This window comes from Mesorhizobium sp. M7A.F.Ca.US.005.03.1.1, from assembly GCF_003997975.1.
In the GTDB taxonomy this organism is placed as follows: Bacteria; Pseudomonadota; Alphaproteobacteria; order Rhizobiales; family Rhizobiaceae; genus Mesorhizobium; species Mesorhizobium ciceri.
The window spans coordinates 1-19910 of record NZ_RZRO01000115.1; the positions used below are offsets into that span (position 1 = coordinate 1).

Sequence of the window (19910 nt, forward strand, 5' to 3'; positions counted from 1 at the left end):
TCTACAAGGCGTAAGTCGACACGTTCTTCGATTTCATTGCCGCCGACCAGGCGATATCGAGGATGATCTCGATGTCGCCGCCCGGTCGCCGTCAAAAAGTCCGATCGCAAAGCAGGATGCCGCGCAGGACGGACGAATCGGAAATCACTTGATGCGCAAACGGACGATCTTCTTCGGCATCATTGTTGTCGCCGCGGCGGGCATCTGGCTCAACAACACCTCGCTGTTGTCGAGCCGCCCCGCCGGCAAGCCGGAAGTGCTTGCCCATCGCGGCCTTGCCCAGGACTACGCACGGGAAGGCATGACGGGTGAGACGTGCACGGCCAGTCGCATGTTGCCGCCGCGCCATGCCTACCTCGAAAACACGATCCCCTCGATGGAAGCAGCCTTCGCGCTGGACGCTGACGCGCTCGAACTGGATGTTCACCCGACGACAGACGGCAATTTCGCCGTCTTCCACGACTGGACGCTGGATTGCCGCACGGAAGGCAAGGGAGAAACACGCAACCATTCCATGGCCGAGTTGAAGACCCTCGATGTCGGCTATGGCTATACGGCGGATGGCGGCAAGATCTTTCCGTTTCGCGGCAAGGGTATCGGCATGATGCCGTCGCTGGATGAGGTTCTGGCGCACTTCCCGGCCCGCCGCTTCAACATCAACGTCAAGAGCAACGATCCGGGCGAAGGCGAAAAGCTGGCCGCACGGCTTGCCATGCTATCGCCGAACGAGCGCTTCTATCTCTCGGTCTATGGCGGCGACAAGCCGATTGCCGCAGTCAAGGCAGCACTGCCGGACATGCATACACTGAGCCGCGCGTCGCTGACGCAATGCATTCTGCGCTATGCCGCGCTTGGCTGGAGCGGCTATGTTCCAGATGCCTGCCGAAAAGGTACCTTGCTCATTCCCGTCAACATCGCGAAATGGATGTGGGGTTGGCCGAACCGGTTTCTCGATCGCATGCAAGGCGTCGACAGCCGCGTCTATCTGCTCGGCCCGTACACCGGCGGCGACTTTTCGCAAGGGCTGGACGATCCCGAACTGATCAAGCAGCTGCCGAACGGTTATTCCGGCGGCATTTCCACCGATGCGCTGGATCTCGTCATGCCTGACATCAAGGAACGTTTCACCCAGCCGGCTCAATCCACGCCATAAGGCCGGGACTCGAGCCGACCCCAAACCACCCTTCAAAGCAGGATGCGGTATTTCGCGAAACCTGCCTCGCCCTCGCCTGCCGGCTCGATCTTCAGCGATTTCAGCTGCGCAATGAAATCCTTGGCCTTGGCGCCGGTTTCGAACACGGCGCTGGTTCCAGGCAGCGGCGCGAACGACCAGTTGTCGTCCGCGGACGGGTTGATTGTACCCTCGCTGACGATGTAGCGGACGATGACGTCGCGATTGGTGTCCGGCGCTTCATAGATGATCTTCGAGGCATTGATGTCAGGGAAATTGCCGCCGCCACCGGCCCGGTAGTTGTTGGTCGCGACGACGAATTTCTGTTTGGGGTCAATTGGTTTTCCGTCGAAACTCAGGTCGACGATACGGTTGGCGCCAGCGTTAGCCAGCCCGCCCTTGGCATCGTATTTCGGCGGCTGCGACAGGTCTATTTTATAGGTGACGCCGTCGATGACGTCGAAATTGTAGGACGGAAAATCGGTGTTGATGAGGGCCTGGTCGGCCTTCCCCGGCTCGATCCGGTTGAAGATCCCGGCCGACATTTCCAGCCATTCCTTGACCTGCGCACCGGTGATTTCGACCGCACGCACGGTGTTGGGATAGAGATAGAGGTCGGCGACGTTCTTGATGGCGATATCGCCGGCGGGCACGTCGGTATAGTAGTCGGCGCCGTTGCGCCCGCCGGCCTTGAACGGAGCGGCCGCCGACAGCAGCGGCACATCCTTCCATTGCGTGTTCTTCAGAATATCCCTGAGGTACCAGGTCTGCGCCTGGCTGACGACCTGCACCGACGGATCGTCGGCGACCAGCGCGAAATAGGAATAGAGCGGCGCGGAGGTCTTGCCAACGGGGCGGCGCACATAGGCCAGTGTTGCCTGGTGGTCCTGCTCAAGGGCCGCGATGATGCGCTTGTCGTCCGGGACAGTCGGTTTGTTCTTATTGTCGACGCGTTCGAAGATCGGCCGCGCCTCGGAGGTGGCGGAAACGACCTTCCATTTCGACCCGTCGCGTTCCAGAATCAGGTCGATCAGCCCCATATGCGAGCCCCAGAAACCGCCCATGACGGCGGGTTTGCCCTGTAGCGTGCCCTTTTGCGTGTCGACACCATCGAGCGATTGGAAATCCTTCTTGCCGGGGAACACCAGATGCTGGTGCCCGGTGAACACCGCGTCGATGCCGGCGACGCCGGCGACGAAGAACGAGGCGTTCTCCATCATGTCGCCGTGCTTCACGTCGATGCCGGAATGCGACAGCGCAATGACGATGTCGGCGCCCGCCTCCTTCATCTGCGGCACCCAGGCCTTGGCCGCCTCGACGATGTCGCGCGTCTTGACGTTGCCTTCGAGGTTCTTGAGATCCCAGACCATGATCTGCGGCGGCACGAAGCCGATGATGCCGATCCTGATCGGCTGCTCGGCGCCCGAACCGTCCTTGATCTTCTTGTCGAGGATGACATAGGGCTTGAGATAGAGCTTGTCGTCGCGCGGGTTCGCGGCAAGCTCCGTGCCGCGGATCAGGTTGGCGCAGACGAAGGGAAAATTGGCGCCGGCCAGCACCTTGTCCAGGAACGACAGGCCATAGTTGAACTCGTGGTTGCCCAGCGTCGAGCACTCGTAGCCGAGCAGGTTCATACCCTTCATGATCGGATGCAGGTCGCCGTCCTTCAGGCCCTTCTCATAGGCGATGTAGTCGCCCATCGGATTGCCCTGCAGCAGGTCGCCATTGTCGATCAGCATCGAATTCACCGCTTCCTTGCGCACGGCGTCGATCAGGGAGGCCGTGCGCGACAAGCCCAGCGTGTCGTTCGCTTTGTCGGCGTAATAATCGTAAGGCAGCACGTTCACACGGATGTCGGTGGTCTCCATGATCCGGAGATGCGCCTGGTTGGCCTGTGCGCGAGCGGAGAAGGGATGAAGCACGATCAGCGCCCCTGTAGCTGCGGTGCCAGCGAGGAAATCGCGGCGGGAGACGGGATGGAGCAGTTGCGACATGTTTTCTCCTCATCGACAACGTGACACGCCCTGCCCCGAAGCGAACTTCGCGCCGAAATCGGCTCAAGTCCATTCAAGAAGTTGCGTGCATCGGAAGGTCAGTCGACCAGCAACAGATGACGTGCGGATGAACGGTGCCGGTGAGGAAATCAGCCCTTGTCGTCGTCGCCCTGGGTGATCAGCCGCGCGCTGCGTTGCCCCGTCGCGTAGATCCATAGCCAGCTCAGCGAAACAGCAAGCCGGTTGCGAAAGCCGATCAGGAAATAGATGTGGGCCACTCCCCACAGCCACCAGGCGAGCCAGCCGGTGAGCTTGATCCAGCCGAAATCGATGGCGGCGGCGCGTTTGCCGATCGTCGCCAGATCGCCGGCATGCCTGTAGTGGAAAGGACGCGCGGTCGTGTCGCCGCCGAGCCTGGCCTTGATGGTAGCCGCAACATGTCGGCCCTCCTGCTTGGCGGAAGGCGCCACGCCGGGAACCGGCCGCCCGTCTGGCCGCAGCACATGAGCGGCGTCGCCGATGACGAAGATCTCCGGGCTGCCACGCACACTTAGATCGGGCTCGACCAGCACCCTGCCCGCGCGGTCCGCCTTCGCTCCCAGCCATTCAGCGGCTGGCGAAGCGGCAACGCCGGCTGCCCACAGGATCGTTCGGGCGGCCAGTTGCTTATCGCCAAACACGACACCTTCGGCGTCGCAGCGCGTGACGGCCCGGCCGAGCTCGACGGTCACGCCGAGCCGCTCGAGCGCTTTGCTGGCATAGTCGGAAAGTTTCGGTGCGAAATTGGCCAGAATGCGGTCGCCGGCCTCGATCAGCACCACGCGCGTCTGCCGCGTGTCGATGTTGCGGAACTCGCCGCGCAGCGTGTCATGCGCCAGCTCGACGATGGTGCCGGCAAGCTCGACGCCGGTCGGCCCGCCGCCGACGATCGCAATTGTCAGCAGCGCCTGGCGCTTAGCGGGATCAGCCTCCCGCTCGGCCTGTTCGAAGGCCAGGAGAATTCGCCGCCGAATGGTGGTGGCGTCCTCCAGCGTCTTCAGGCCAGGCGCGAACGGCTCCCATTCGTCATGGCCGAAATAGGCGTGGCGGGCACCGGTGGCGAGCAGCAGCGTGTCGTAGGCGACCGCGCTGCCGTCATCGAGCAGCACGCGCTTGCCGGCGCGGTCGACACCGGTGACATTGGCGAGCAGCGTCGTCACATCCTTGCGCTTGCGCAGGAGGTGGCGGATCGGCCAGGCAACCTCGGAGGTGGCCAGCGCCGTCGTCGCCACCTGGTAGAGCAGCGGCTGGAAGAGGTGATGGTTGCGCTTGTCGATCATGGTGATGCGCACGGGAGCGCCGGCAAGCGCACGGGTGAACTCGAGCCCGCCGAAACCCGCGCCGACAACGACGACATGATGCCTGGCTTCGTTCATTTCGTTCACCTTGATAGCAAGATTGCCTGTCCTGCATGTAGGTATTTTTGTGCAATGCAACAACAGATGGCCAGTGCCCGAGACTCGTCGTTGCATGTCGTGAATGCACATGTTGTATCGTATCGCGAGGTATAGCGTCATCGAACACGCGATGAGGTGAGGCATGGCCAACGATCGTGACGACGATGCTCCGGCGCAGTATTCTTCGCCGCCCTGTTTCATGCACGAACTCGATCCGGAATTCCGTGCGCCTTCGAGCGACTGGACCGATGTGAGACGCTGGCGCAAGGCTGAGCGCGAACGCCTGATCGCCGCGCGTCTTGCTGTTTCGGCCGACGCGCGAACGGTAATGTCGCAAGGCATCGCCGATGGCCTCGACGCGGTAATCGGCGAGATCGCCGGCCGCATGGTCAGTCTCTACTGGCCGTTTCGCGGCGAGCCGGATTTGCGGCCTTGGATGGCGTCCATAAACGAACGCGGCGGCCGCACCGCCCTGCCCATCGTCATCGAGAAGGGGCAGCCGCTGATCTTCCGCGCCTACAAAGCAGGCGACCGGCTGGAGAAAGGTGTCTGGAACATCCCAATCCCGGCCGAGGGCGATCCGGTGCTGCCGGACATCGTCATCTCGCCGATCGTCGGCATCGATCCCCTGAACTACCGCCTGGGTTATGGCGGCGGTTTCTTCGACCGTACGCTGGCAGCGATGCCGTTCAAGCCACTGGTCATCGGCGTCGGCTACGAGCTGCAGCGCATCGCGACCATCTACCCGCAGCCGCACGACATTCCGATGGATCGGGTGGTAACGGAGGCCTAGGCCATTTCCGGCTTCATGCCCATGGCGGTCCTGTCGACGATTTCGCGTAGCGCAAAGGACGAATTGATCTTGGTCACATGCGGCATCGCCGACAGCCATTCCTTGTGGATGCGCTCATAGTCGACGAGATCCTTCGCCGCGATCCGCAGGATGTAGTCGTATTCGCCCGACATCAGGTGACAGGACAGCACGTTCGGGCAGCGCTTGATCGCCGCCTCGAAATCCGACAGCGTCTTCTCGAACTGCCCCGACAGCGATATGTGCACGATCGCCGTCATCTGGTGGCCAAGTGCCACATTGGAAAGCCGGGCGTGGTAGCCGCGAATGGTTCCGGATTTCTCCAGATTGTCGAGCCGGCGCGAACAGGCCGACTGCGACAGGCCGACCTTCTCGGCCAGCGCCGCATTGGGTATCCTGCCATCCTTCTGCAAAGCCTCGAGAATGGCGATATCGATCCTGTCGAGCGGCATTATTCGTGAATCCTGCGAATATCTTGCTGTTTCGCGCAACAATTATCGAAACCGGCCGGTGGGCGCAAGCGCATTCGCAAACACCTGCGCAACGATTCGTGGTTCACTCCAGCCATACAGGGAACGAGCCCAAAAGGGCCGGATCAGGAGAAGAAAATGCGCGTCGGCTGCCCCAAGGAAATCAAGAACCACGAATACCGCGTCGGCCTCACCCCCGGCTCGGTCCGCGAATATGTCGCCCATGGCCACGAAGTGCTGGTCGAGACCGGGGCCGGTGCCGGCATCGGCGCCGATGACAACGCCTATCGCGCCGCCGGCGCCACGATTGCCAAGACGGCCGCCGAGGTGTTCGCCAAGTCGGACATGATCGTCAAGGTCAAGGAGCCGCAGCCCAGCGAATGGGCGCAGCTTCGCGAAGGCCAGATCCTGTATACCTACCTCCACCTTGCTCCGGATCCGGAGCAGACCAAGGGCCTGCTTGCGTCCGGCGTAACGGCAATCGCCTACGAGACCGTGACCGACGACCGTGGCGGCCTGCCGCTGCTGGCGCCGATGTCGGAAGTTGCCGGACGCCTGTCGATCCAGGCCGGCGCCACGGCGCTGCAGAAGGCCAATGGCGGCCGCGGCGTGCTGCTGGGCGGCGTGCCCGGCGTGCTGCCCGGCAAGGTCACCGTGCTCGGCGGTGGCGTCGTCGGCCTGCACGCGGCCAGGATGGCGGCCGGCCTTGGCGCCGACGTCACCATCATCGACCGCTCGATCCCGAGATTGCGCCAGCTCGACGATCTCTTCGCCGGCCGCGTCCACACTCGTTACTCGACTGTCGAGGCGCTGGAAGAAGAGTGTTTTTCAGCCGACATCGTCGTCGGCGCGGTGCTGATCCCGGGTGCCGCGGCGCCAAAACTGGTTTCGCGCGAAATGCTGTCGGGCATGAAGAAAGGCTCGGTGCTGGTCGATGTCGCCATCGACCAGGGCGGCTGCTTCGAGACCTCGCACGCCACCACCCATGCCGACCCGACCTATGAGGTCGACGGCGTCATCCACTATTGCGTCGCCAACATGCCGGGTGCCGTGCCCGTCACGTCGGCCCACGCGCTCAACAACGCGACGCTTCACTACGGCCTGCAGCTCGCCGACAAGGGCCTCAAGGCGCTGGTCGACGATCACCACCTGCGCAACGGCCTCAATGTCCACAAGGGCAAGATCACCAACCGCGCAGTCGCCGAGGCGCTCGGCTACGAACTGGTCGAGCCGAAAGCGGTACTCGCCGCCTGATTTTCGCGAAAAACAGCTCCTTTCAATCCAGCCCGCCGGTTCCATGCCGGCGGGTTTTTTCTTGCGAGCCTGTTTTTCAGGCAAAGCATGGCGTCGAAAGATGTGACGCTACGGCACTTTGCTCATCATTGTTGCATATTTGTCATTCCCGTGCCGGCCGGTTCCCTGCTAGAGACATTCTGGGTTTACTCATGGGGTACGGGCATATGTTCATTCGCACATCCGCGAAATCTTTTCTTCTTGGTGCTGTTTCTGCTGTGGCTTTGATATCTGCTGCTCACGCAGCAGACGTCGTGCAGCCGGTAGAAGAAGCTGCCGGCTTTAACTGGAGCGGTCTATACGTTGGTTTTGGCGTCGGCGCCGGTGCCAACGTACACAAGCTCAGCAGCGATTTTATTCCAGTCTCGCTGAACGGCATTGGTGGCGAAGGCGTCTACGGTGAGCTGACGGTTGGCTATGACTATATGGTCGCGCCGCGGTTCCTCATCGGAGGTCTGCTGGACGCTCACGTCGGCAACATCGGGACCACGCTGGACATTACGGGATTCGACGCTTCGATCAAGGAAACCTACGGTTTCGACGCTGGCCTGCGTCTCGGCTACCTCTTGACGCCAAACACTCTGGGATACGTGCTGGGTGGCTATTCCTGGCAGAAGTACAAGCTCGATACGAACGCTGGCTTCGACTTTGATTGGGATCAGAGCGGGTATTTTGTCGGAGGTGGCATCGAAACGGCCATCAACAGCAATTGGACGATCAAGACTGAGTATCGCTATACGGGCTTCGGGACCAAGGACGATCTTCTTTCCGAGGCTGGCATCGTCGGGGTTCCGGACGGTCTCCTCAATCTTGACACCTCGCGCCATACTTTCCAGATCGCAGCCAATTACCGTTTCGGTGCCCAGAACGGCGGCGGTGCTGCCTTCGAGACGCCAGCCTACAACTGGACCGGCTTCTATATCGGCGGCGCTGGTGGTGCCGGTGCGTCCGTGCACCAGATCAACGTTCCGCCGCTCGGCGACCTGGAATTCAATGGTCTCGGTGGCGAAGGTGCCTTTGGTGAACTGAACGTCGGCTACGATCATGACTTCGGCAGCTGGGTCGCAGGCGTCATGGTCGATGCACGCTACTCCGGCATGACTTCCAAGCTGGATCTCGGCGGCGGATCGATCAACGTCGATACGGACTATGGGTTCGATGTGTTGGGCCGCGTTGGCATGAAGATGAACGAATCGACCCTTGCCTATGCGCTTGCCGGCTATAGCTGGCAGCATTTCGACCTGAACGCTTCCGACCCGATCGGCGACATCCTCGACTGGGGCTCCAGCGGCTTCTCGGTCGGTGGCGGACTGGAAACGGCTCTGTCCAGCAATGTCACCGTTGGCCTCGAATATCGCTATTCGCAGTTCGCCAAGAAGGACTTTTCTTCGGAATTCGGCGCACCTGACGACACCCTTACCTCGACTTCCTCTTTCCACACCGTGCGCCTCGGCGCGAAGTACAAGTTCAACTAAAAGGCCCTCCAGCCAAACAGTTGCGGCCCGTCGGCCATGCCGGCGGGCTTTTTTCTTGCGTGGAATACGTCTGCTCCAAACGCAGGCAACAAAAAAGCGGAGCCAAAGCCCCGCTTCCTCGATGTCGAGATTTGCCGCCGGTTCATCCGCGGTCGGCAAATCGATCGACAATGGCTTTCTATCGCGACTATGCGACGGGAGTACGACAGCTGTTTCCAGCGGCTAATCTCAACCTCAAGCGCGCTCGATGCGGCACTGGTAGCAATTGTTGCGCGCCGAGCGGACATGGATGTAGGCGATCTCGTCGCTTTCCAACAAGGTCTTGGCCCGCCCGGTGATGTCTCCGGTCGAGATCACGCCGCCGCTGCCATAGACGATACGATCATCCCTGCCATAGCCGCGCACGATGTAGTCGGGGCTTTCGAGAATCTCGGGCAGCGCCTCGCTCTCGGCAGCGCGGTCGCATGCCTCGGCATGCAGGAAGATCGGCCCGGTTTCGGCATAGGGCTGAAGCTCCGGGAATGGCCTGTATGCCAGAACAAGATAGGCATCGCCGGCTCCTATGTTCTTCAAACAATGCCGGCAAGGCATGCCGTCACCGTCGGAGATCTTTCGCTCGGGCGTTTGGCCATAAGCATCGACGCCACCACGCTGCAGCGTCCTGACAGCTTCGGTCGGCAAAGCTTTGAACTGGATGGTCATGGAAAAATCTCCGGTGTCGTGATTGGAAATTATGTCCTTGAACCCTCGCCGCCCACCCGATTCCTGCCAAATGTCGAAAAGCCGATCGCCCCTCGGCGATCGGCTCTCATCAGGTTCCTGTCAAAGGCGCCGGCTAATTAAATTTCGGAGCTGCGACTCAACGGATGAAATCGTCGAAGCGGCGCAGCGTCACCCGGCGATTCTGCCAGTTTTCGTTCTGCGTCTGCACCAGCAAAAACTCCTCACCGTAACCAACCGTTTCCAGTGCATGGCCGGGCACCCTAAATTCGCGCACCAATGTGCGCTTGAGCGAAGCGGCGCGCTGTTCGGACAGGGCCTGGTTCGACTGGAAGGAGCCGACGGCGTCGATATGGCCTTCGATCAGCACGCGGGCGCCGGGATCGCGGCGCAGGATTCGCCGCAGCGCGTCGGCAATAGTCTCGATCTTGTCGTATTGCGAGTTGGCAATAGCCGCCGAACCGAAGGCGAAGTTGATCGACTGGATATCGATCGAGCGGGCCATGCGGCGCAAATCCGGGCGCCGCTTGAATTCCCGGATGGTGACGCGCTCGTTCGGCCGCAATTTCACACGCGGTGCCGCCTCGAGCTTCCGCTCGATCGTCGCGGCCGAAGGCGTTGTCGCCTGGGCTGCGGCCAGGCTTGGCATGGCAATCGCCGCGATCAGCGCGGCGGCAAGAGTACGGCGGGTCAGCATGTCTTCGTCTCCTTCGGCCTTGGCCGCATTGATGGTGCGGGCAACATGCCAAAAGCAGCCTGAAGGGCCGATGAACGACAGGTTCAGATTCGAGCTGGTGTCAGCTTCCGGCTAGGGCCGCATGACGCTGGCCGCGCGCTCGGCGAAAGGCAGCGGATGCACGATTTCCTTCTTTTGCGCCACCGGTGCAAAGCCGAGCTTCTGGTAGAGCGGCAGAGCCGCCGGATGATCGAGCGTGCAGGTCTGCACCGTCACCCGCTTCGGCCCATGCGACCATGCGGCAGCGATCGCGGAGCCCAGGAACCAGCGGCCGATGCCTTGTCCCGTCGCATGTTCCATCATGCCGAAATAGGCGAGCTCGACTTCTTCCGGCAGATGCGGCTTGAGATCGAAGAAGCCGGCGGGTGCGCCGTCGAGATAAAGGACCCTGATGTCGCGATCCTCGCGATGAATGCCGGCGGCAAGCTCGTCGTCATCCAGCCTCAGCACATTGACCCAGTGCCATTTGCGCCCCACCCGGTCCATCAGATAGCGGTAGAAATGCAGCGGAATGTCCTTGGTCTTCAGCAGCGCGATCTGACGGTTGTAGGGCACCGGCGGCGAATAGGCCGGCGGCACATGCATCTCGAGAAACGTCACCGTGACGTCAATATCTTCCAGCGCGCCGTTTTCCATCGTCTTCATTCCTTGCCGATCACAACGGGGCCGGTCACGACAGGCGTGTCGGAAAGCCCGCCCCACTCCGTCCAGGAGCCGTCGTAAAGCCAGTTGTTGGTATGGCCAAGTGTTTCCAGCGCCAGCGTCACCACCGCTGCGGTAATGCCGGAGCCGCATGAGGTGACGACAGGTTTCGACAGATCGATGCCGGCCTCCTCGATCGCCTTGCGCAGGCGGTCCTTCGACAGCAGCTCGCCATTTTCCGACAGCGCCGAATAGGGCAGATTGCGCGCGCCAGGCATATGGCCGGAGCGGATACCCGCGCGCGGCTCAGGTTCAGTGCCGGTGAAGCGGCCCGGCCCACGGGCGTCGGCGATCTGGCTTGCCCTGGTGTCGACGATCCGGCGCATGTCGGCGAGGCTGGCGACGCGCCCGGAGTCGAAATCGGCATGAAACACGCTTGGCGCGATCTTCGTCGGCTCAGCCGTCACCGGTCTGCCGGCGGCTTTCCAGCCATCGAAGCCGCCATCCAGAATATAGGTCTGGAAGACGCCCATCACCCTGAACATCCACCACGCCCGGGGCGCCGAGAAGAAGCCCGGACCATCGTAGACGACGATGGTGTCATCGGCCGAAACGCCCATGGCGCCGACATACTGGGCAAAATGCTGCGGTGACGGCAGCGTATGCGGCAAGGGCGAATCCGGATCCGAAACGGCATCCTGATCCAGAAATCGTGCACCCGGGATGTGGGCCGAATCATACTCGCCGCGCGCATCGCGCTTCTGCGCCGGGAGATACCAGGATGCGTCGATGATCGTCAGGCCCGGCTCGCCGAGACGTTGCTGCAGCCAGTCTGCGTCGACGGTGAAGGGGCTGTCCTCGGCCATTTTGTGCTCCTGCTCGCCTTTTGGCGATCACTGTCTGTTCAGTTTGCCGGCATCGGCCCAAAGCGGATGCGGAAGCGCCGGTTTTCACGGCCCTTCTTCTCGATCTTGCCGATGTGGATTTCGCCGACTTCGCCAGTGCTCTTCACATGGGTGCCGCCGCAGGGCTGACTGTCCACCGAGGCGTTGTCGCCGATACAGACCAGGCGGATCTTGCCGGTGCCGGCCGGCGGCCGGACGTTCTTGGATTTCACCAGGCCGGGATTGGCGGCCAGTTCCTCGTCACTGATCAGCCTGACAAAGATCGGATGATCGGCCCGCACCAGCTCCATCAGCCCGGCGGTGATGTCCTCCTTGGTGAAGCCGGCATCCGGAGCGTCGAAGTCGACACGGCTGTCGTCCTCGGAAACGGCGGCACCGGTGATTGGAAACGGACAGACGACGGTGAGCAAATGGCAAGCCGCATGCATGCGCATCAGGAGATGCCGGCGTTCCCAGTCGATGGCCAGCCTCACCGTCTCGCCGACCTGTGGCACTGCTTGCTCCGGCGCCGGCACATGGATGATCTCGTCCTTGGTCTCGCCGGTGAGGGTAGCGGCAATGGCGATGCGGCTGCCGTCCGCGCGTTCGAGATAACCGGTATCGCCCGGTTGGCCGCCCGAAGTGGCGTAGAAGATCGTCCGGTCGAGGATGATGCCGCCGCGATCGTTGACGGCAACGATCTTCGCATCCGCCGTGCGCAGATAGGCGTCGTCGCGAAACAGGGCATCCGTCCTGTTTGCCATCACGCGACCTTTTCGAACGGCACCGAAATTGTGCTCTTCAGCTCCATCCAGCCTGGCACCGGCAGTTGCTTCTCGCGCAGGAATTCCGGGTTGAACAGTTTTGACTGATAGCGCGTGCCGTAGTCACAAAGAATGGTCACGATGGTGTGGCCGGGACCCAATTCCCTGGCCAGGCGGATCGCGCCGGCAATGTTGATGCCGGTCGAGCCACCGACGCAAAGCCCCTCTTCCTGGATCAGGTCGAAGACGATCGGCAGCGCATCCTCATCGGGGATCTGGAAGGAAAAGTCCGGCGTGAACCCTTCGAGATTGGCGGTGATGCGCCCCTGCCCGATGCCTTCGGTGATCGAGCTGCCTTCGGACTTCAGCTCGCCGCTGGTGTAGAAGGAGTAGAGCGCGGCCCCCAGAGGGTCGGCCAGCGCGATCTTCACATCCTTGCTTTTCGCCTTCAGCCCAAAGGCGACGCCGGCCAGCGTGCCGCCGGAACCGACCGCCGAGACAAAGCCATCGACCTTGCCCCCGGTCTGGCTCCAGATTTCCTCCGCTGTGGTGCGGATATGGCCGTCACGGTTGGCAACATTGTCGAACTGGTTGGCCCAGATGGCGCCGTTCGGCTCGGTCCGCGCCAGTTGCTCGGCCAGCCGCCCCGACAGTTTCACATAATTGTTGGGGTTCTTGTAGGGCACGGCAGGCACTTCGATCAGTTCGGCACCGAGCAGCTTGATCGTGTCCTTCTTCTCCTGGCTCTGTGTGTCGGGAATGACGATGACGGTGCGATAGCCGAGCGCCTTGGCGACCAGCGTCAGCCCGATGCCGGTGTTGCCCGCCGTTCCCTCGACGACGACACCGCCGGGTCTCAGCAGCCCACGCTGCTCGGCATCGCGGATGATGAACAGGCCGGCGCGATCCTTGACCGACTGGCCCGGATTCATGAATTCGGCCTTGCCCAGGATCTCGCAACCGGTTTGTTCCGAAGCTTTGTTGAGGCGGATCAAAGGCGTGTTGCCGATCGCGTCGATCACAGAACGGGGCATTCAGGATTCCTTGTGTAGGTGCGCCGAAACCCTAGAAACCCGAAGCTGCAGTTTCAAGGCAAGAATTTGTCTGGTCCAGTCGCATTTGCGGTACTGTAGTTGCGTCAGCGCTTCCCGAAACCGACCTCTTGCGCCACAGCTCATTTTCCGGCTGACGTTGAAAAGCAGCTTTTCATTCGATTTCTTCATCGCTAGAGCAAAGCACCAACAAGTCGACAGGGCGCAGCATGACACTCTACCGGGCCAACCCGAAGCACGGCGTCGCCTGGATCACGGGCGGATCGAGCGGCATCGGCCGTGCCCTGGCCAGGGATCTTGCTTCCCAGGGCTATGCCGTCGCGGTGACGGCGCTCGACGACGATCCGATCGACACGCTTGTCGTCGAGACCGCGCAGATGCCGGGCAGCGTCACGGCCTTTCCCTGCGACGTCACCGACGAGCCGCGCATGGCAAGGACCGTCGCTGCGATCGAGAAGGAGCTCGGTCCCATCGTGCTCGCCATCTTCAATGCTGGGAATTACATTTCGACGCCGGGGGAGAATCTTGTCGTCAACGACTTTCGCCGGTCCTTCGAGGTCAATTATTTCGGCATCATCAACGGTCTCGTGCCCGCGGTCGAACGCATGCGTGTGCGGGCGCGCGGCCATGTCGTGCTGGTCGGCTCCGTGACGTCCTATTTCGGCTGGCCGACAACGGCCGCCTATGGCGGCACCAAGGCGGCCATCAACATCCTGGCCGAGTCGCTGAAGTATGATTTCGACAAGATGAACGTGCGTATCCAGGTGTTCAATCCTGGCTTCATCGACACCCCGCTGACTGAGAAGAACATGCTGCCGATGCCGGGACTGATGCCGGTCAGCCGTGCGTCGCGCCGCATGGCGCGGGGCATCAAATCGGGCGGCTTCGAAGTCCATTTCCCGCGCCGGACAAGCTGGCCGCTGAAACTGCTCGCCCTGCTGCCGAGGCCGCTGTGCAGAGGGTTTATCAGCCTGATGACCAGTTGGAAGGCGCGGCCTCTGCATTACGACCGCAAGCCGCCGATCGAATAGGACGCCTGCGAAATTGGCAGGCTCCCCGTTTTCGGGCCGCCGTCGCCATGGTTGAGACAAGTGCCGCGTGGAGTCTGCGATGGGGCGACGATCGTGCTTGCTGTGCTGGGCCTTATTGCCGTTCTCGCACTGGCCTTCGTGTTCGGCCCGCGCGTTCGCGTCGACACCACGATCCGTTTCGATCCCTCGCTCATCGGCGACGATCCGCAGGCCTATGTGGCAAAGGCGGAAGCCGCCATCCCCGGAATCCGAGACGGGCTGGAGAAGGAGATCGTCTGGGCCGATCCGTTGGTGCATGCCAGGACCCCGCTATCGATCGTCTACATCCACGGCTTTTCCGCATCGAAGGGCGAGGTCCGCCCGCTGCCTGACGAAGTGGCGGAACAGCTTGACGCCAATCTCTTCTACACACGGCTTACCGGTCATGGGCAGGATGGCGCGGCGATGACGCAAGGCAGCATCAATGCCTGGATCAACGACTATGAGGAGGCGCTCGCCATCGGCCGGGCGATCGGCGACAAGGTGATCGTCATCTCGACTTCGACCGGCGGCTCGCTGGCGGTCTGGGCGGCAACGCAGCCCGGTGCGTCGGACGGGGTGGCGGCGATTGCGTTCATCTCCCCGAACTTCGGGGTCAAGACTTCGGGCGCCGGGATCCTGACCATGCCGTGGGGCAAACAAATCGCCAGGCTGGTCGCCGGCAAGGAACATAGCTTCGTGCCGCGCAACGCGCTGAATGAAAAATTCTGGACCACCCGCTATCCGATCGAAGCAACCTTGCCGATGCAGGCGCTGACCGAGCTTGCCTATGGCGCGCCGGTGGAGAAGGCGACCGTCCCTGCTTTGTTCATCTTTTCTGATTCGGACAAAGTGGTGCGGGCCGACCGCAGCCGCGAGATTGCCGGGCGCTGGGGCGCGCCGCATGAACTGGTTCCGGTCGACGACACTGGCGACCCGGACAATCACGTCATTGCCGGCGACGCACTGTCGCCATCGACCACGGCGTTTCTGGCGCAAAGGATCGCCGTCTGGATCGAAGCGGTGGTGAAGTAGGCCGACGAAAAAGGGCGACCGAAGCATCGCTTCGGCCGCCCTTTTCTTGTTTCGTCTCGGCAATCAGCCAGCCGAAGCTTGACTGACTACAGCGCGGTCTGGCTTACGCGGCCCGCGCAGCCGGACGCTTACCGCCGAAGCGGCGCTTGTTGTTGCCCTTGAAGGCCGGCTTGGCGCCGTCCGGCTTGCGCTCGCCGGCGAAGGCCGGCTTGTCGCCGAAGCGCTTCTTGCCAAAGCCGTTGCCCTTGTTCTCGCCACCGGGCCGCCTGCCGTCGCGACGGCCATTGCGGTCGTTGCGGTCATTGGCCGGCTCGAAACGCTCGTTCTTTTCAGCCGGATTGCGCAGCGGATCGGGGCTGCCGAGATGGTCGGCAACGATCGGCAGCTTGGTGCGGATGATGCGCTCGACCTGGCGCAGCTTGCTGTTCTCGGAAGGATCGCAAAGCGTGATCGCGATGCCGTCCATGCCGTTGCGGCCGGTACGGCCGATGCGGTGGACGTAGCTCTCGGCTTCATCCGGCAGATCGAAATTCACGACATGGCTGATGCCGGGTACGTCGATGCCGCGCGCCGCGATGTCGGTCGCCACCAGAATGCGCACCGAGCCGTCGCGGAAATCGTTCAGCGCTTTCTGGCGGGCGTTCTGCGACTTGTTGCCGTGAATGACGGCGGCCTTGAAGCCATCGCGCTCGAGGTCCTTGGTCACCCTGTCGGCACCATGCTTGGTGCGCGAGAAGATGATGACGGACTTCATCGCCTCATCGGCGAGCATCGTCGACAGCACCTGGCGCTTCTGCTTGGTGCGGGCAAAGACGACGCCTTGCACGATCTCGGCCGCTGCCGTGCTTTGCGGCGCGACTTCGACGCGGATCGGGTTCTTCAGCAGGCCCTTGGCCAATTCGGCGATTTCATTGGGCATGGTCGCCGAGAACAGCACCGTCTGACGATCGGGCGCGGTCGCCTTGGCGATGCGCTTGACGTCGTTGATGAAGCCCATGTCGAGCATGCGGTCGCCCTCGTCGAGCACCAGCCATTTGGTGTCGGCAAGTATGAGGTCGCCCTCACGCACCAGGTCGGTCAACCGGCCGGGCGTTGCGATCAGGATATCGACGCCGGGCGCAACCTTCTTCACCTGGCTGAAGCGCGAGACGCCGCCAAGCACGAGCGCGGTCGAGACATGCGCGCCCTTGGCGAGGATCTTGATCGTATCCTCGATCTGCACGGCGAGTTCGCGCGTCGGCGCCAGGATAAGCGCACGCGCCGTCTTCGGCCGGCGCTTGGTGCCGAGTGCGATGATCTTCGACAGGATCGGCAGAGCGAAGGCCGCGGTCTTGCCGGAGCCGGTCTGGGCGATGCCGAAAATGTCACGGCCTTCCATCTGCGGCGGGATAGCCTGCGCCTGGATAGGCTTCGGCTCGGTGAAGCCGGCGTTGTGGGTGGCCTTGAGCAGCGCGCCCGTAATACCCAGTGCCGCGAAACCGGTGAGTTCCGCAGTGTTGCTACCGGGCAAAGTGTTTTCGTTGGTCAAAATAATCTTCTTTCACGCGGCTTCTGGCCGCAAACATCGATGGCGGCAGGGCGCAACCTGCCGTCGAACAAATTTTCATGAAACGACAAGGCGGGCGGACGGGTTCGTCCACTCGGCTGCGCTGTCGTGCCCGCAGGCATCATGCCACGGGGCTTTTTCGCCGCTTTGTGATTTACCGGAAAAAGGGCCGATATACCGGAAAGAGGGAAAACAGACGCAACCAGTCTCATTCGTCGAGAAGGCCGGATAAGTCCCGGCCCAAGCGCCTATGCCGCCGCATATGGCCCAGTTCGCCACCAAATGCAAGGGGGCTCATGTTGCAGCGCAGCAAAATCGACGGAGCAAGCGGCGCTTGCGCTCGCTTGCCGGCACGATTACCACGAAATGCCGCTGGCTTGGGAGGTAATCGATGAAGGACGTGCTGAAGGAACTCGAGCGCCGCCGCGAGATCGCCCGCATGGGCGGCGGCCAAGCGCGCATCGACGCCCAGCACAAGAAGGGCAAGCTCACCGCGCGCGAACGCATCGAGGTGTTTCTCGACGAGGGCTCGTTCGAGGAGTTCGACATGTATGTCGAGCACCGCTCGACCGATTTCGGTATGGAAAAGACCAAGATCGCGGGCGACGGCGTCGTTACCGGCTGGGGCACCGTCAACGGCCGCCCGGTCTACCTCTTCGCCAAGGATTTCACCGTGTTCGGCGGCTCGCTGTCGGAAGCGCATGCCGAGAAGGTCATCAAGGTGCAGGAGATGGCGCTGCGCAACCGGGCGCCGATCATCGGCCTCTACGATGCCGGCGGCGCGCGCATCCAGGAAGGCGTGGCAGCACTCGGCGGCTATGCCGAGATCTTTCAGCGCAACGTGCTGGCCTCAGGCGTCATCCCGCAGATTTCCGTGATCATGGGACCGTGCGCCGGCGGCGACGTCTATTCGCCTGCCATGACCGATTTCATCTTCATGGTGCGCGACACCTCCTACATGTTCGTCACCGGGCCGGATGTGGTGAAGACCGTGACCAACGAGACGGTGACCGCCGAGAGTCTCGGCGGCGCCTCCGTCCACACAACGAAATCGTCGATCGCCGACGGAGCCTATGACAATGACGTCGAGGCGCTGCTGCAGATGCGCCGGCTGGTCGACCTGCTGCCGGCTTCCAACACATCGGAGCTTCCCGAGATCGAATGCTACCAGTCGGTCACCGACCATGATTTGTCGCTCGACCGGCTGGTCCCCGACAACGCCAACAAGCCCTACGACATCAAGGAGCTGATCCTGAAGGTCGCCGACGAAGGCGACTTCTTCGAGATCCAGCAGAATTTCGCGAAAAACATCGTCACCGGCTTTGGACGCGTCGAGGGCCGCACGGTGGGCTTCGTCGCCAACCAGCCGATGGTGCTGGCCGGCGTGCTCGATTCCGATGCCAGCCGCAAGGCGGCGCGCTTCGTGCGCTTCTGCGACTGTTTTTCGATCCCGATCGTCACCTTCGTCGATGTCCCCGGCTTCCTGCCCGGCACAGCGCAGGAGTATGGCGGGCTGATCAAGCATGGCGCGAAACTGCTGTTCGCCTATGCCGAGGCCACTGTGCCGAAGATCACCGTCATCACCCGCAAAGCCTATGGCGGCGCCTATGACGTGATGGCCTCAAAACATCTGCGCGGCGACATGAATTATGCCTGGCCAACGGCGCAGATCGCGGTGATGGGCGCCAGAGGCGCGGTCGAGATCATCTACCGCAAGGACATCGGTGACGCCGAAAAGATCGCAGCTCATACAAAGGCTTACGAGGATCGCTTCCTGTCACCCTTCGTCGCCGCCGAGCGCGGCTATGTCGATGAGGTGATCATGCCGCATTCGACCCGCCGCCGCATCGCCCGGGCGCTGCGCATGCTGCGCAACAAGGACATGCAGAACCCCTGGAAGAAGCACGACAACATCCCGCTGTGAGGCGCCGGCAACTCACTCCTCTTCCGCCGCCCCGAACTCCGCTCCCATCGTGGCACGGACAGGGCTGCCCCATGGCGTTGCGTGGTTGTCGATGCGCATCTGGAAGATGAAATAGGTCGGCGAGCAGAAGCCGATGCCTTTCACTTTGCCGATGCCCGGCGTGTCCGGCGGCAGCGACTGGCACATATAGTCCTCGCGGCAGAAATGATCGGCCGAACAGGCCGGCCGGTTGCCGCGATTGACGGCGCCGCCAAGGCATTGGTCGAAATTGTTGGTGGCCACGCAGATGTCAAATTTCTTGCCGCCGACCAGCCCGCAGATCTCGTTCGGCATCGGCTTGCCGGCCTTGAAAGCCGCGAAGACACGGTCCTTGTCGTTGCAACCGCGATAAGCGATCCCGCCAGGCACGCCGATCTTCGGTGGCCGGCAGGTATAGGCGGTGCGCGAAACGTCAGGAGCGAAGGCCGCGAACTGGCCTGATATGCTGTAGCGGTCGTTGAAAGGCTGCTCCGCATTGCTGGCGATCGAGCCGGTCAGACAAGGATGCCCGGAAAACATGTCAGCGCTGTCCTTTGGCAGCAGGCACTGCGCCAGTTTGGTGCGCACGCCCGAAGCAGTGGCCAGCGGCGTGCAGACGGTGCCGCCGCCGCATTGCCAGTTTGCGCCGAACCGCGCCGCATCTTCCGGCATCAGGCACGGCATTGCCATCTCGGCCGGCGCGTAGTCGACCGCACCGGCGTCCGCCCAGGCCGCAGGCGGCGCAAAGGAGAGCGGACGGAAGCGGTTCGGCTGCTTGCCTTCGGCCGTGGCGGCGAGCCACGCCTGGCGGCGCGGAATCTCGGCGTGAAGATGCGGCGAAATCCCGACCTCGATGCGGTTCAATGGCGACGTCGTCTTGTCGTCTAGAC

Annotated in this window: 17 protein-coding genes and 1 pseudogene; 7 read left to right on the forward strand and 11 right to left on the reverse strand. The window is 62.3% G+C overall.

What is annotated here, in order from left to right; genetic code table 11:
- Nucleotides 1-151 precede the first annotated feature (151 nt).
- Nucleotides 152-1153 (forward strand): glycerophosphodiester phosphodiesterase family protein, encoded by a 1002-nt coding sequence (locus tag EN990_RS30610; RefSeq protein WP_127369538.1) that lies wholly within the window; start codon nt 152-154, stop codon nt 1151-1153.
- A 32-nt stretch (nt 1154-1185) separates the two neighbouring features.
- On the opposite strand, the gene EN990_RS30615 is transcribed toward EN990_RS30610, so the two are convergent.
- Together EN990_RS30615 and EN990_RS30620 are read right to left on the reverse strand one after the other, a co-directional pair.
- Nucleotides 1186-3165, reverse strand: a complete 1980-nt coding sequence (locus EN990_RS30615; protein WP_127388489.1) for a bifunctional 2',3'-cyclic-nucleotide 2'-phosphodiesterase/3'-nucleotidase — start codon at nt 3163-3165, stop codon at nt 1186-1188.
- A gap of 149 nt (nt 3166-3314) precedes the next feature.
- A complete protein-coding gene (locus tag EN990_RS30620) occupies nt 3315-4580 on the reverse strand; it encodes an NAD(P)/FAD-dependent oxidoreductase (protein WP_127385342.1) in 1266 nt (421 codons plus the stop codon).
- Nucleotides 4581-4743: 163 nt separating this feature from the next.
- On the opposite strand from EN990_RS30620, the gene EN990_RS30625 reads away from it, so the two are divergent.
- A complete protein-coding gene (locus EN990_RS30625; RefSeq protein WP_127369647.1) occupies nt 4744-5394 on the forward strand; it encodes a 5-formyltetrahydrofolate cyclo-ligase in 651 nt (216 codons plus the stop codon).
- Here the strand turns inward: EN990_RS30625 and EN990_RS30630 are convergent.
- Entirely contained in the window at nt 5391-5864 is a 474-nt protein-coding gene (locus EN990_RS30630) for an Lrp/AsnC family transcriptional regulator (RefSeq protein ID WP_024505089.1), read from the reverse strand. The genes EN990_RS30625 and EN990_RS30630 overlap by 4 nt on opposite strands.
- A 156-nt stretch (nt 5865-6020) precedes the next feature.
- On the opposite strand from EN990_RS30630, the gene ald reads away from it, so the two are divergent.
- Together ald and EN990_RS30640 are read left to right on the forward strand one after the other, a co-directional pair.
- Nucleotides 6021-7136 carry an alanine dehydrogenase gene (gene ald / locus EN990_RS30635; protein ID WP_013531466.1) on the forward strand — a complete coding sequence of 372 codons (1116 nt, stop codon included), beginning with the start codon at nt 6021-6023 and terminating at the stop codon, nt 7134-7136.
- 206 nt (nt 7137-7342) lie between these two features.
- Nucleotides 7343-8650, forward strand: coding sequence for an outer membrane beta-barrel protein (locus tag EN990_RS30640; RefSeq protein WP_063168057.1), 1308 nt, complete (start codon nt 7343-7345; stop codon nt 8648-8650).
- A gap of 234 nt (nt 8651-8884) precedes the next feature.
- On the opposite strand, the gene EN990_RS30645 is transcribed toward EN990_RS30640, so the two are convergent.
- From EN990_RS30645 to EN990_RS30670, 6 genes are all read right to left on the reverse strand, one after another.
- Nucleotides 8885-9352 (reverse strand): DUF1203 domain-containing protein, encoded by a 468-nt coding sequence (locus tag EN990_RS30645; RefSeq protein WP_127385344.1) that lies wholly within the window; start codon nt 9350-9352, stop codon nt 8885-8887.
- Nucleotides 9353-9509: 157 nt separating this feature from the next.
- Nucleotides 9510-10067: an OmpA family protein gene (locus EN990_RS30650; RefSeq protein ID WP_127369297.1), complete on the reverse strand. Its 558-nt coding sequence runs from the start codon at nt 10065-10067 to the stop codon at nt 9510-9512.
- A gap of 111 nt (nt 10068-10178) precedes the next feature.
- Complete coding sequence (locus EN990_RS30655; RefSeq protein ID WP_013531462.1) at nt 10179-10742, reverse strand: GNAT family N-acetyltransferase; 564 nt, start codon at nt 10740-10742, stop codon at nt 10179-10181.
- Nucleotides 10743-10747: 5 nt separating this feature from the next.
- Nucleotides 10748-11614 (reverse strand): 3-mercaptopyruvate sulfurtransferase, encoded by an 867-nt coding sequence (gene sseA / locus EN990_RS30660; protein ID WP_127369296.1) that lies wholly within the window; start codon nt 11612-11614, stop codon nt 10748-10750.
- A 38-nt stretch (nt 11615-11652) separates the two neighbouring features.
- Nucleotides 11653-12396 carry an alanyl-tRNA editing protein gene (locus tag EN990_RS30665; RefSeq protein WP_027163370.1) on the reverse strand — a complete coding sequence of 248 codons (744 nt, stop codon included), beginning with the start codon at nt 12394-12396 and terminating at the stop codon, nt 11653-11655.
- Complete coding sequence (locus EN990_RS30670; protein WP_064994176.1) at nt 12396-13430, reverse strand: cysteine synthase A; 1035 nt, start codon at nt 13428-13430, stop codon at nt 12396-12398. The genes EN990_RS30665 and EN990_RS30670 overlap by 1 nt, the downstream gene beginning before the upstream one ends.
- A gap of 227 nt (nt 13431-13657) precedes the next feature.
- Between EN990_RS30670 and EN990_RS30675 the strand changes: the two genes are divergently transcribed.
- Nucleotides 13658-14479 (forward strand): SDR family oxidoreductase, encoded by an 822-nt coding sequence (locus EN990_RS30675; RefSeq protein WP_024505081.1) that lies wholly within the window; start codon nt 13658-13660, stop codon nt 14477-14479.
- 90 nt (nt 14480-14569) lie between these two features.
- Nucleotides 14570-15532: an alpha/beta fold hydrolase gene (locus EN990_RS30680; protein WP_127369298.1), complete on the forward strand. Its 963-nt coding sequence runs from the start codon at nt 14570-14572 to the stop codon at nt 15530-15532.
- Nucleotides 15533-15635: 103 nt separating this feature from the next.
- Here the strand turns inward: EN990_RS30680 and EN990_RS30685 are convergent, their stop codons facing one another.
- Nucleotides 15636-17060 carry a DEAD/DEAH box helicase gene (locus EN990_RS30685; protein ID WP_127385355.1) on the reverse strand — a complete coding sequence of 475 codons (1425 nt, stop codon included), beginning with the start codon at nt 17058-17060 and terminating at the stop codon, nt 15636-15638.
- A gap of 409 nt (nt 17061-17469) precedes the next feature.
- Between EN990_RS30685 and EN990_RS30690 the strand changes: the two genes are divergently transcribed.
- The gene (locus tag EN990_RS30690; RefSeq protein ID WP_127385356.1) at nt 17470-19002 is read left to right on the forward strand and encodes an acyl-CoA carboxylase subunit beta; all 1533 of its coding nucleotides are present in this window, start codon (nt 17470-17472) and stop codon (nt 19000-19002) included.
- Nucleotides 19003-19014: 12 nt separating this feature from the next.
- Here the strand turns inward: EN990_RS30690 and EN990_RS30695 are convergent.
- A pseudogene (locus tag EN990_RS30695) lies at nt 19015-19910 on the reverse strand (hypothetical protein); the annotation flags it as partial.

Coding starts and splice junctions, on each gene's coding strand:
- EN990_RS30610 (WP_127369538.1), top strand. CDS start 152: ATGCGCAAACGGACGATCTTCTTCGGCATCATTGTTGTCGCCGCGGCG.
- EN990_RS30615 (WP_127388489.1), bottom strand. CDS start 3,165: ATGTCGCAACTGCTCCATCCCGTCTCCCGCCGCGATTTCCTCGCTGGC.
- EN990_RS30620 (WP_127385342.1), bottom strand. CDS start 4,580: ATGAACGAAGCCAGGCATCATGTCGTCGTTGTCGGCGCGGGTTTCGGC.
- EN990_RS30625 (WP_127369647.1), top strand. CDS start 4,744: ATGGCCAACGATCGTGACGACGATGCTCCGGCGCAGTATTCTTCGCCG.
- EN990_RS30630 (WP_024505089.1), bottom strand. CDS start 5,864: ATGCCGCTCGACAGGATCGATATCGCCATTCTCGAGGCTTTGCAGAAG.
- ald (WP_013531466.1), top strand. CDS start 6,021: ATGCGCGTCGGCTGCCCCAAGGAAATCAAGAACCACGAATACCGCGTC.
- EN990_RS30640 (WP_063168057.1), top strand. CDS start 7,343: ATGTTCATTCGCACATCCGCGAAATCTTTTCTTCTTGGTGCTGTTTCT.
- EN990_RS30645 (WP_127385344.1), bottom strand. CDS start 9,352: ATGACCATCCAGTTCAAAGCTTTGCCGACCGAAGCTGTCAGGACGCTG.
- EN990_RS30650 (WP_127369297.1), bottom strand. CDS start 10,067: ATGCTGACCCGCCGTACTCTTGCCGCCGCGCTGATCGCGGCGATTGCC.
- EN990_RS30655 (WP_013531462.1), bottom strand. CDS start 10,742: ATGGAAAACGGCGCGCTGGAAGATATTGACGTCACGGTGACGTTTCTC.
- sseA (WP_127369296.1), bottom strand. CDS start 11,614: ATGGCCGAGGACAGCCCCTTCACCGTCGACGCAGACTGGCTGCAGCAA.
- EN990_RS30665 (WP_027163370.1), bottom strand. CDS start 12,396: ATGGCAAACAGGACGGATGCCCTGTTTCGCGACGACGCCTATCTGCGC.
- EN990_RS30670 (WP_064994176.1), bottom strand. CDS start 13,430: ATGCCCCGTTCTGTGATCGACGCGATCGGCAACACGCCTTTGATCCGC.
- EN990_RS30675 (WP_024505081.1), top strand. CDS start 13,658: ATGACACTCTACCGGGCCAACCCGAAGCACGGCGTCGCCTGGATCACG.
- EN990_RS30690 (WP_127385356.1), top strand. CDS start 17,470: ATGAAGGACGTGCTGAAGGAACTCGAGCGCCGCCGCGAGATCGCCCGC.